The 12,541-nt window shown below is 39.6% G+C and carries 10 protein-coding genes; 5 read left to right on the forward strand and 5 right to left on the reverse strand.

Going from position 1 to position 12,541, the window contains the following annotated elements; translation table 11 throughout:
* Positions 1–568: 568 nt before the first annotated feature.
* Complete coding sequence (locus AM506_RS23165; RefSeq protein ID WP_235576099.1) at positions 569–922, reverse strand: plasmid pRiA4b ORF-3 family protein; 354 nt, start codon at positions 920–922, stop codon at positions 569–571.
* On the reverse strand, positions 903–1,109 hold the full coding sequence (locus AM506_RS23170; protein ID WP_235576100.1) for a plasmid pRiA4b ORF-3 family protein: 207 nt from the start codon (positions 1,107–1,109) through the stop codon (positions 903–905). Before AM506_RS23170 ends, AM506_RS23165 begins: the two co-directional genes overlap by 20 nt.
* Before the next feature lie 584 nt (positions 1,110–1,693).
* Here AM506_RS23170 and AM506_RS12000 point away from each other — a divergent pair.
* From AM506_RS12000 to AM506_RS12010, 3 genes are all read left to right on the forward strand, one after another.
* A complete protein-coding gene (locus AM506_RS12000; protein WP_060672733.1) occupies positions 1,694–2,350 on the forward strand; it encodes a DUF4396 domain-containing protein in 657 nt (218 codons plus the stop codon).
* Positions 2,351–2,547: 197 nt separating this feature from the next.
* A complete protein-coding gene (locus AM506_RS12005; protein WP_060672734.1) occupies positions 2,548–2,871 on the forward strand; it encodes a hypothetical protein in 324 nt (107 codons plus the stop codon).
* Between the two features lie 146 nt (positions 2,872–3,017).
* The gene (locus AM506_RS12010) at positions 3,018–4,868 is read left to right on the forward strand and encodes a zinc ribbon domain-containing protein (protein WP_060672735.1); all 1,851 of its coding nucleotides are present in this window, start codon (positions 3,018–3,020) and stop codon (positions 4,866–4,868) included.
* 132 nt (positions 4,869–5,000) lie between these two features.
* Here the strand turns inward: AM506_RS12010 and AM506_RS12015 are convergent, their stop codons facing one another.
* The 3 genes from AM506_RS12015 to AM506_RS12025 form a co-directional block, all read right to left on the reverse strand.
* Positions 5,001–5,834 (reverse strand): DUF6574 domain-containing protein, encoded by an 834-nt coding sequence (locus tag AM506_RS12015; RefSeq protein ID WP_060672736.1) that lies wholly within the window; start codon positions 5,832–5,834, stop codon positions 5,001–5,003.
* Positions 5,835–5,847: 13 nt separating this feature from the next.
* Positions 5,848–7,212, reverse strand: coding sequence for a TcaA NTF2-like domain-containing protein (locus tag AM506_RS12020; protein WP_060672737.1), 1,365 nt, complete (start codon positions 7,210–7,212; stop codon positions 5,848–5,850).
* 245 nt (positions 7,213–7,457) lie between these two features.
* Entirely contained in the window at positions 7,458–8,444 is a 987-nt protein-coding gene (locus tag AM506_RS12025; protein ID WP_060672738.1) for a hypothetical protein, read from the reverse strand.
* Between the two features lie 697 nt (positions 8,445–9,141).
* On the opposite strand from AM506_RS12025, the gene AM506_RS12030 reads away from it, so the two are divergent.
* Together AM506_RS12030 and AM506_RS12040 are read left to right on the forward strand one after the other, a co-directional pair.
* Positions 9,142–11,178: a methyl-accepting chemotaxis protein gene (locus tag AM506_RS12030; RefSeq protein ID WP_060672739.1), complete on the forward strand. Its 2,037-nt coding sequence runs from the start codon at positions 9,142–9,144 to the stop codon at positions 11,176–11,178.
* 609 nt (positions 11,179–11,787) lie between these two features.
* The gene (locus AM506_RS12040; protein WP_060672741.1) at positions 11,788–12,426 is read left to right on the forward strand and encodes a GntR family transcriptional regulator; all 639 of its coding nucleotides are present in this window, start codon (positions 11,788–11,790) and stop codon (positions 12,424–12,426) included.
* Positions 12,427–12,541 lie beyond the last annotated feature (115 nt).

The following is a 12,541-nucleotide window of genomic DNA, read 5'->3' on the forward strand; positions in this document are numbered from 1 at the left end:
TATCCTAAAATTACAAAAAATAAAAGATAATTCTGTTATCTTCAACATCTTTTGCATATAAGTTTCTAAAACTATGTCTATCTTTCAACTCACATGAAGAAGATACTAGTTAGATTGCAGATATATCTACTTAAACTGAAACCGAAAAATACATTAATTTTAATTTACAATCTACTTTACTACAGGACAAAGGCAAACTATCAAGCTATATATTCCTATTTACCGGTCAGGGTTCAGGATAAAACGCAAAAAAGCTTTGAGAGAATACCTCCCAAAACCTTTTTAATGAAATTGATTTACCCCTCCACATTCAACCGATTCTCTCCTCAGTCGTACTCTTAACATGAATCGTATATATCCCTAATTAATAGAATGATAATAGTTAGTGTTGGGATGAATCCAACACTAATTCTATACTTAAAGCGAAGGGTAAAATTGGAACCGTCCCCCGTTAACTCTTCCGATACTTATCCTCAATAATCATATAATTTTCATGATTAATCTTACCCCACTCAGTCTTCTTATAGTTAAGTCCTTTGAGTATATAATTGGTCCAATCAGGATCATATTACCTGAAATATACTGATTTGGCCCATGCCTTCATTTCCTTATGCTCCGGATGCTTCTCATCACGATAAGCTTTAAGAAATTCATAGAAACCAGGGATCCCTCCTACATCTTCAGGTGGAGAGGTTTCTGCTCCGTCAAGGAGGGTTGGATAGCCGAAATAGTAATCGTCGACAATCTGCTCAAGTTTAATGGTAAACTGCCAACTATTACCGAAATCATAGGCATACCGGATCTTTCCATACTTCTCCAGATAATCATCGATCTTTAATCCAGTGGGTTTCCGCACTTCGATCTTCAGTCTTTCCAGGAGATTCTTTTCAAATTCCAACATTTCAGGCGGAACCGACTTCATAGGCGGCCTTGTTTTTCTTATAATGCTGATGCTCAAGGTAAGCTTCTTCATGATCCGTGACAATTCTTTGATCTTTCCTCAAGTCGAATTCATAGAGGTGATAACCTTCCCGAGGATAACCACCTCGAAAATTCGTAACGTTCTGGATGACATCATGAAGCCTTCTAAATGTCGCTCCCGCTGGCATGATGACTCTTTCTCCATATCAATGGATTGGACTCTTCTAGTTCGATTTTGACAATGTAGGATTTCAATTTGGATTCCCTCCTAATGAGTAGTAGTTGATGAGAGAGAAAACGTGGCTCTCCCCTCGTTTCTTTCATTCCAGAGAAGGTGTGCTTTGCTTTTTGACCGGCTCCCCCATAGATTTAGAGTATACGATAGGAGCTTGTCCCCACGCTTGAGTGGAGTCCTACTATGGCAAGAGTTGCATTCCCCATTCTCGACATCTATTTAATTATGACATTAAGAAAAGTAATGACAACACTTGCTGAAACGTGTTGGCAAGTAACGAGACTAGCGCTTCTTTTAAAAAATAGAAAAAGCACTAGAACCCTATCTTGACTGACCTTCCAACCAAACGTTCGTTTAACTCCCCGGTGGCCCTTCCCCAATCCGATACTGAGAGCCGGTACCAATACACAATATCCACAAGTAAGGTAATTGCAACAAAGTGTGGGTTTCCGTTTGAATATCTCAATCTCAAAAAGATTATCGATATCCTCTAACGGGTATATTTGCTTATAGAAGAATTTTAGAAAGGATGGTTCTGTGCTAACAACGATTTCGTGGATTTTTTTAGGGATAGGATTATTGTCTTCCCTGATCATATTAATGGATGTGTTCAAACATCCGCAGAAGATGAAGATCATGAATGTGGTCTGGCCGATCAACGGGTGGTTCTTCGGGCCGATTGCTCTGTGGACATACTTTAAGTGGGGCCGGGTAAAAGCGAAAAATTTAGAGAAGGAAGACAATCGCGGCCATGGGGCCAAAGTATTCGTCTCCACCAGCCACTGCTCGGCAGGTTGTTCGTTCGGAGACGCGGTCGGTGTTCCAATCGTCGCCATGACCGGACTCATGATTGCCGGTTCTACCTTATTTGCTCATTATACTGTGGAATTCATACTAGCCTATTTATTCGGCGTCATCTTTCAATTCTACTCCATTTATCCCATGAACAAGGAAGATGGAAAGCTCAACGCCTTCAAACAGGCAATCAAAGCCGATTCTCTTTCCCTGATCGCCTTTGAAGTAGGGATGTTTGGATGGATGGCCGTTGTGCATTATCTCTTATTCACTGAGCCGCCGAAGCCGACTGAACCCTCCTATTGGTTCATGATGCAGATTGCGATGATATTAGGGTTTCTGACGAGTTATCCGGCGAATCAGTGGTTGATTAAGAAGGGGTTGAAGGAAGCGATGTAGAAGCAGGGGAGGTCTCCTGCTTCTTTTTTGCGTCCTTTTCTCTACACCTTAATTCTGGCAGCCTGCCTTCAATGGATTCTGGTGATTGTATCATGAGATGGTCAAAAGAAAGAAATTGAACAGGAAAATATAGTTATTTTTTGAATAAATTATGATACAATACTAAAGTACTATAACTAAAGGAGGAGAAATGTAGAGTGAAAGCACGATTACAAAACGAAGCGGGAGTTACAAAAGAAGTGAAGATCGGATTCAGCTGGACGACTTTCTTTTTTGGATTTTTCCCGGCCCTTATTAGAGGAGATTTAAAGTGGGCTGTCATTATGTTCATTACAGCTGCAATTGTTGGTGCCTTTACATTTGGATTTGGTGCGTGGATTCCAGGAATCATATTCTCATTTGTATATAATAAAATCTTTATAAAAGATCTACTTGAAAAAGGATACCGACCTGCTGATGAAACCACTAGAAGTGAACTACAATCCAGAGGAATCATTTCCGGTTTATCAAAAGCAGTTTAATAGAGATCGTCATGATCTTTCGTTCCTATTGCCGCTCCGATTTTTTCTGGAGTGGTATTTTTATGGCTCATTTTTTAATCATGTATAACATTACAACATTTACTGTAAAAGAACCCACTAAATATGTATAAAGAGGAGAAGTCACTTTGGAATTTTGCACTTCATGCGGACAAAAAATAGAAGGAAACACCCCCCACTGTACCAGCTGTGGGTCAAATATAAGCGGGAAAGAAACACTTACTAAAAAAGAAACCAGCATTTCTTCCCTTTCAACACTAACCTTAAAAACAAAAATCATCATCGGAGCAGCTCTTCTTTTCTTCGTTGCCTGTATTTCGCTATATAAAGTGGGCGACTCTCTAACGAATAAAGCAAACCTGCTGACTGATTTCGAGGAATACTTAGAGTCAGGCAATGTTGAAGAATTAGTCAGTATTCTTGATTCAAGAAAAGATTCTGAAAAGGTTACAAAGAAAAACGTTCAGGCCCTTCTTACCTATTTAGAAGAAAACCCGGATCAAAAAGAAAGCATGATAACCCAATTACATAACACTGTAAAAACGGCTGATGCCCGTACAGTTAAAGCCAGTGACGATCTTGAGTCTCCCAACCAGCTTATCACCTTTGAAAAAAGAGGGAAGAAGTTCCTGATTTATGATAATTATGATTTCATCATGGAGTCGACCCCCATGACGGTTAATACCAATTACGATGACCTTCGTTATTACGTCAACGGAAAAGAAATCAAACCCGAATCCAGAGAAGGCGATAGTGTCAATTTCGGGACATTCATACCTGGAACATATAAAGTCAATGCAGTCCTTGCTTCTGATTTCGTGGAGTTGGAAAAGGAAGTTGATATTCAACATGTCGGACAAACGGACACAGATCTTTTCTTCGACATCGACTATACAACGGTCCATACGAATAGCGAAGGTGCCTCCGTTTGGGTGAACGGAAAGGACACAGGGATGAAGACCACAGAAGACAACACCGCCGAAATCGGCCCGGTTCTTACAGATGGTTCCATGGAGGTGCAAGTAAAGAAAGACATGCCTTTCGGGACGATTCAATCCGACGTCATGACCATTGACGACGATGTGCTTGATGCGCCTTTGACGTTAAGCGACAAACAAAAGGATCAGGTCACGGAAGGACTGAAACAATACTTCCTTAACCTTTCCAAAGCCCTTGCCTATCAAGATGAAAAGTATCTTAAAGAGGAATCCAACGAAGTATCATCCTTTGTTTCTTCTTCCTTTCAAGAGTTAACGGGGGATGACTGGAAAACATTTGGATACATTACAGACCTGGAAGTTGATTCAAAATCCCTATATCTGGAAGAAGAGGACGGTGAATGGATGGCCACTCTGCCGATTCACGCAGAATGGATGCAGGACTATGTGTATTCAGGAGATCCCCTATCACTGTCAAAAGAGAGTGATGTGAGTAACTACTCTTTAAGCTATTCAGCAAAAAGTAAAAAATGGAGTGTCGCCTCCTGGTCATCCGTCTGGAATTTTGATGAAAGCAACGCTCAAAAGATTGATATTGATAAAGTCGCACTGAAGAAGCAAATGGAGACTGCGCCTGCCTATAGTAACATTTCTCAAAAACAAGTCAGCGATGATGTGGAGTCCTTTGTTGAATCCTTTATATCCAATGGCGTTCAAGCATATAACAATCGTGACTTTTCAATTCTATCAGATGATATAGACTCCTCTTCCGCCTATTCAAAAACGGTTAAAGATTATATCGACCACCTTGAGAAAAAAGGAATAACCGAGGATCTCGTCAACGTTGACATCGAGAAAGTCGAACCATTGGAAGATGGCTCTTACTACGTTTACACAACGGAAGAATACAATATTTATTACAATGACAACACAGGGAAATACAAAGCATTTGAAGGCAAGTACAAAATAACTTCTACAGATGATGGCTTGAAGATGTATGATCTGGTATCCACTGAAGAAGTAGATAGTAGGGATCTGTAAGCAAGCATGGAGGGCATCGGGACGGCTCTGAAGTTTCCTCATAATAAAAAGAAGCACGCGAACCGTCCCCGTGCTTCTTTTTAGGATAATGAATAAATTCAAACTTATTGGTTATCAATCTGAATCAGTCTACTAGAACCCCATATTCAACAAAGATTCAACCTCATCCATAAACTCCATCACACTTGTGCGAATCACAAGATAGGTAATGAACATGGATAACGCAGATGCTCCTGCAGCCAAGTATACCTTGTTAACTGACGATTGATATTTCATTGCTCTGTCGTACACAACTATTGCCGGCATGATGACAATGGAATAAAGAAGTGAGACCCCTGTCAGAATAAGTGTCAATTGAACTGAACCCATTAAGCCAGTAAGAATCGCCACTACATTCAATGAAGCAAATGGAACGAGAACACCACCGAAGTGAGCCAGTAACTCTTTTAAAGAAAACCCTTGAGACATCAATTTCCCTGCCAGAAACACACTAATCAGCGATCCGACAATAAAGATCAGGGAAAACATAAAGAGGGATGATGTAAGATGGAAAAATGGCAAAGATTGTGTTCCCATCCCATCTTCCGAGAACATACTTCCAAGTCCACCGAACATCGCTTTAAATAATTTGTTCACCAGAAAATAAATGCTCAGTGAAAAAGCAATCACAAAAATGCCAATCGTAATAAGTCCATTAATAAACTGGTGATCTCCACCCTCTAATGCGACAGATGGTTTTTTTAGTACTTGCAATGCGTAATTCCAGTATTTAGAAACATTTTCCTTAGCCTTCGTCACACTTTCATTTACTTGAACCGGCTCTCTTGTAACTGTCTCCGAGGCGGCAGCAACTTCTTCGTAAGCACTTGGCTGATGGTTATTTTCAGTCTCCATTAAACCGGCTCCACATTTCCCGCAGAACTTACCAAAGTCCTGTTCATTCAAACATTTCGTGCATTTCATCATGTCGTTCCCTCCATTAAATCTCATTTCGTTCTGTATCATGAATATCGATTTTCTTAATTTTAAACGATGAATCTTCTTTTATGATGGTATATATTTTCTCACGATCATATGTAGTCTGTTCTCCGAGATGATTGGTGAAAATGAAATTCTCGTTTGTGGTAATTTCAAATGTGCCCTCTTCGGCCTCTTGAGAATTCAAAATCGTATTGTCTCTGAAATCATAGGAGTAATCCTTATCCTGCAAATCTCCTATATACTCAACCAATTCCTCTTCTGCTAAACTTCCAGAAAGCAAGTAGGGTGAAATCAGCGAATAATCCCGTGTATTCAAAGCCTGTTCATATGAATCCCTGAAATCGAGGACAAACTGATTGGCTTCTTCCATAGTAGTTGATGAGGCTGCAGATAGGTTCTCGTCGTCCTCTGCAAATACGAAAGAAAGACTTCCCCATGATCCTTGATGTTGTGTGATCTCTTCACTCTTTAAAGACTTCCCATCCGCTTGCGACAACTCAGCGAACATGGTCACTTCCTTATCTTCCGGAAAGGGTCCAAGGTGTTCCAGCTCTTGCAGCGACTTCTTCGTACTTTTTCCATTTATAAACAAGACTGCTTCAGGAAAATTAGTATCAATCGCAAATGTATCCCCGTTAAATTCAAGACTATGCTTAGAGTCACCGGATTTCGTCGGTTTCACTTCAATATCATCTTCTATAGAAAATTCTCCGTAGAGATTAGCCGCATCGGCTTTTACCGTATACGTGCCAGGATAGGCTTTACCCACCTCAACAGGTTCACTGCTGTCTTTCACACTCACCGTTTTATCACCAATCTTAAACGTGGCGGGCTCCATATTAGTCGTAATGAAGACTTGATTGGGAACCGCTTCAATGTCATACGTTTCATAAAGACCCAAGATGGAATCTCTCTCTACTTTGAACACATCATGACCGCGTTGATCCTTAACAAAAGCATCAAATTTCAGATCACTCTCTGTAATGGAAACCAATTGTTCCCTCATATCTTCCCAATCCAAGGTCTTTATATAAGTGAAATACTGTTTCCTATTTAATAATGAATCTTTGTCAAACGTTATGTATTCAAGGAAACCTTCCTCACTATTACCCGTTATGGCACTGTCCATCGATTGAATATTTTTCATAGGATCATAAATTGAGGATAGTATCATATGAGTGCTAATCAGACCTACGACTAAAATACCCGCAATGGACAGAGATACCTTCTTCTTCTTAGACATTGGAGTCTTAGGAACCCTCTTGATCGACTCCTCTTTTGTCACCTCCCTCCTTGCTCCACAACTTTCACAAAAATCCGGATTATTCTTTAGTGCTTTTCCACATTCTGTACAATAGCTCAAATTTCGTCCCCCTTCTTAAAAACTTCCTTCACCTTGAAGCAGATTTTATTATACCACTATACGCTTCCTTTTTTGGGTATTATTTACTATATAAAGTGGTTCATTATACCTATTTTTGATAATATATAAGTTTTACAGGTTAAAACAATTTCCCCTTAAAGACGCAAAAAAAAAAGAGCATTCTTTCTACTAAAGTAGAAAGAATGCTCTTGAGAAATACCACACTATCCTTTAAAATTGTTTCCTTATGCCCCTGCTTTTACTGTTTCTTTCCATGTTCCATTCTCATCTTGCCACTTGATAATCATCGTCCCACCTTGACCACTCATATAAAATGTTTGACTCGGGTTTGCAAGTATTTCACCTGAAGTCCCTCCACCAGCCATTCGGTACTCAACATACACTTTGAAGTCGTTGTTGTTCGTTATTCTCCATACTCTATCTCCTTCTTTAATATCAAGGTCAGAGTGAGCAGCTTTAAAATCTGGAGATTGTCCATCTTGAATGTAGGTCAAGTTAAGATTCTTAACTACTAATTCAGCATCGAACACTTCTGGTTCCGCTACAGGTACAACAGCATCCAACTCATCTTGGGTCATTGGTTGTGCATCAACAGTGGCTTCCTCAACCTCAGTAGATTTTGCTTCCAGTTCAGCAACTTTACTATTGGCTTTATCCACCTCTTCATTTGCGCGGTTCGCTTCTGCTTTCAATTCATCATTCTCAGCTACAAGAGCATTGTAATTTTCGAGTAGAGTATCGTACTCCGATTGAAGAGCAGCAAGTTTTCCTTCCAAGTCAGAAATAGCTTGTTTTAAACTGGTAATCTCAGCATCTCTTTCTGCAATTGTTTTGTTCGCTTCTTCCAGGTCTGTAGTCAACTGGTCTCTTTCAGCAATCAAAGCATCTCTTTCTGCGGTCATCTTTGCAAGTTCCTTGATTTTGAGACTTTTCTCCGCTTCGAGGTCATTAATCTTATTTTTAGCCTCTACAATCTTTCCATTTGCAAAGGTCAATTTATTTTTAGCATCCTCTTTCAGCATGCCGAATTTTTCGAATAGAGAGGTTTCGGAAGCTTCATACTGCACGATCTTTTCCTTCATCGAATCCAGTTGACTTTTAACGCTGTCGATTGTTCCTGCTCCATTAAATGTAAGGCCAACCGCCCCTAATGTTACTGTACCTGCTAATACTCCTGCTACTACTTTTGTACTCAATACTCCAAATGCCATCTTTTCCATTCCTCCTGTGTTTTCATCCAATTTATTTAGTTCGTTCCATAGATATCTTTTGTTCTATATAACGAACTTACAATTGAAGTATATGACAAAAGACACAGTTTTAAAAATGCGAAAAATAGCGAAAAATTCGTTAAAAAGAACGATTTACACCTAAACGCTCGAAATAACTCTATATATCTTACTTTTTTACAAATTATTACCATTTTAAAATTCACTATAAAGAACATCCACCAATTCCAAAGGACTGGCCCCCTGGCCTGTCTCCTCAAAAAAAGCCAAGGTGCCTGTCCCCTTGGCTAAAAGAACTATTTATTTTCCCTCTTGGATTTGCAGGTCGATGAACTTCTTAATCTCTTCAATCTTTTGATCTCCCCCGGATATAAAATTCTCCATTGTTCTCCCTATGATAGAAATATAATTTTTATAGTGATGAGTGATGCCCTATTTATACAAGCGAGATATAAAAAAACTGTAATGTTTATCAAAATTAATTATATTTTTCTGAATAAAATCACTTCTTATTTTTCGACAACTTTTTACAAAAACTTTCATTTATGGTGTTATAATCAGTTTTTAATGAATGAATCAAAAGTCTCACATAAAAGCATTTAACTGGAATCGCACAGGGTCTAAAGGCTTTTTAGAGACATGAAAAATACTTAGAATATACACTTCAGGAGGAACCATCATGTTGAAACGTTTTTCATTTAATACCTTACGGATGAAAATGATTTTGATCTTTTCATCCGTCTTTACCATCATTCTCATTGGGTTAGCCGTGTTTTTATATGTGCAACAAAGCGAGAAAATCAAAGAAGAGGCACAGACTAACTCAGAATCAATTGTGAAACAGATTGATTTCGGGATTAATATGTTTCTGGAGAAATATGATTCTACGATTAACATTTTGAGTAATCAATCTTTGATCGTAGATTATTTAAAGAGTACAGAAGATAAAAAAGGGGAGGATTCTCTGGAAGCGAAAGTACTCCAAACAAGGGTTTCCAATGAATTTGCTTCTTTCATCAGGCATAATCCAGCAGTAACGAATGTCTATGTGACTGCGATGAATAAAAAGATTTTAATAGAGCCATCTGCCACTCTTCCCTCAGATTTCAATCCTTTAGAAGCTCCCTGGTTCAAAGGAGCCACTTCTGACGGGGAAGAAGCATTTTGGAGTGAGCCATATGAAGATAAGTCTTCGGGTGAATTTATTGTTACATTATCTAAAGTTGTGACAGAACAAAACTCAAGCAAAGTGTTAGGGGTCATTGCCTTCGATATTAAAATCGAACAGCTAAATGAGTTGGTAAAATCCATTGATGTCGATTACCAGGGGTATTCTTTTCTCTTCGACCAGAATGCGGTAGCGATGGTTCATCCAACAGAAAAAGGGAAAAACCTCATGAACCTTGGATTTATTAAAGAGATGTATGACGCAAGCGGTAAAAGCGGAAGATTAGATTACGTGTTTGACAAGCAAAATCGGGTACTATTTTACAATACCATCAAGGAAACAAACTGGAAGGTAGGAACGGTTTACATAAAGAAAAATATGCTGGCGGAAGCAACGGATTTACGAAATACACTCTTGCTCCTCACTCTTGTTATCATCGTGCTGATTTCTACTATTACGACTCTCGTTGCGAGAAATATTACAAAGCCTTTAATCCATTTAAATAATCAAGTAAGTAAAGTAGCTCAAGGGGATCTGACCGTGTCCGTGCAATCAACAACAGGTGACGAAGTGGGGCAACTGACCAGGAACTTCAATTCAATGGTTATGAGTATGAGAGAGATCATACAATCTGTACAAAGCTCCGTTACTCAGGTAAAAGAATCAACAGAAAGTTTAAGTGCCATTTCAGAGGAAACGACTGCCTCAAGTGAAGAAATCGCCCGGGCCATGGACGAAGTGGCGCATGGTGCGACGCAGGCAGCAACAGACTCAGAAGTGGCGAATCAACGCACGATGGACTTATCGACTCAAATTGAAGAAGTGGATGAAGCGTCTAATGAATTACTCTCGCACTCCAATAGCGCATCACTCACAAGTCAAAATGGTTTGAAGCAGATGACAACATTGAAAGAGAAGGCTGACCGATCAAACGAGGTTCTTCGTACGGTTGAATCTGTTATCCAAAACTTGACCCAAAAAATAAATGAAATTGATACAGTCCTCCATTCCATAAATGCGATTTCTGATCAGACGAACCTGTTGGCTCTCAATGCGAGTATTGAAGCGGCAAGAGCCGGGGAACACGGGAAAGGATTTGCGGTAGTGGCCGAAGAGGTGAGGAAATTGGCCGAACAATCAGCCAACGCAACAAATCAGGTAAGAACGACCATAGAAGATATCCAGAATGAGTCTAGGCAGGCTACCAATGAAATGAAAACCACTAGACAGATTGCAGATGAGCAAAATCTGGTCGTTAGCGAAACGGAACAAGCATTCCATACCATTTCAACCATGATTGATGACATGGTTTCATCGATACAAGGAATTTCACAAAAGGTGGAATTCATGACAAGCCATAAAGATGATGTGGTGGGGGCCATCCAAAGTATTTCGGCAACTGCGCAGCAATCGGCTGCATCCAGCGAAGAGGTAAGTGCATCGACGGAACAGCAATTGATGGCATTGAACTCCATCGCTCAATCTGCTGCCAGTTTAAATGAGGCAAGTATCTCATTAGCTGAGATCAGCAGCAAATTCCATGTTTAATTTATGTAGAAAAAGGTGTAACTAAATGAGTGCGGAAGAATATACGTTATATTGTTTTTGTGCTGAATTTCATTCCGAAATTAGAAAAAGATTGTTGATCAAAGAAACCTCTATTCAGATTACCAGAATACTTTCGAAAAAATTGAATGGTTCTCAAATTCAACGGGTCCTTCAAGACATCGAACTGATTAAGAAAAGAGACGGAAGTGTGCTGAACTATTTTATTACTTTAATTCATCCGATTTTAAAACATGACAGTAGAAATTCTAATAATCTATAGGAACGGGCCTCTTTCTTTTTGAAAGGGGTCTTTCTTATAGAGGTGTAAAAAGGTTTGTACAGACTGGTGGATTCCCTGTTGACTCACGATGTTTCCTAAAACTTACTAAACAACCGTTTAGCTTCTCAAAAGCCGTAAACCCAACGTTCCTTACAGTTAATCAAACGTTTGTTTAACTGATATCTACTTGCCCCAACATAATCACTCCACTTTTCTCAAGCCCTTGACAGAACCGTCCCCCCGCTCCCCCATTGCAACCCACCCTCATATACAATACAATTCATTATATATAACCTCATAAATCTAATTGCCACAAAGGACTGTGTAAAATGTCGAAACCAACAAAAGTGAATACGCTTGTTTCTCTGAAGGATGAAGTGAAGGAGAAGCTTACGGAGGATATTATTATGCTTAAGCTTAAGCCCGGCGACCGGATTGTGGAAACGGAAGTGGCGAAAAAGCTTGGGATCAGTCAAGTACCGGTGAGGGAGGCTCTCCGGGGGTTGGAAGAAGAAGGGCTCATCAATACAATCAAGTATAGGGGTGCGTTTGTGACGGATATCAATCCTGTTGAAATGTATCATATGTTTTCGTTAAGGGCGAAAATCGAGACGGATGCCATTGAAGCGATTCTCCCCCAGCTGACCAGGAGGCATTTCGGTGAGTTATACGATATCGTGGATAAAATGAAGGTTGCCGAGAAGGATTATGCTGTCCAGTCGCAGCTGGATATGGAGTTTCACCGTGCGATCATTGAGTGGTCCAATGTCGATGTGTATTTACGCATCTGGGGGATGCTGACGAATCATATCCGGCGATATATCACGATGCTGAATCCAAAGGTCCGGATCCTTCCTGAGGAGGTTCATCAATACCATGAGGCCTTGGTGAAAACACTGGAAGAAAGAGATGTAGAGAAAGCGAAAGTCGTTTTTAAAGAGCATATTATGAAAATGGTTGAAAAATAGATTCAAAACGGAGACCCCTATCGATTTATGGTAGTGGTCTTGACCTGCTCTATATGATTATATATAATTAAATAAATTATATATAATATTGATGATGGATTTTCGCAAATGTTTT

The organism is Rossellomorea vietnamensis, assembly GCF_001305855.1.
In the GTDB taxonomy this organism is placed as follows: domain Bacteria; phylum Bacillota; class Bacilli; order Bacillales; family Bacillaceae_B; genus Rossellomorea; species Rossellomorea vietnamensis_A.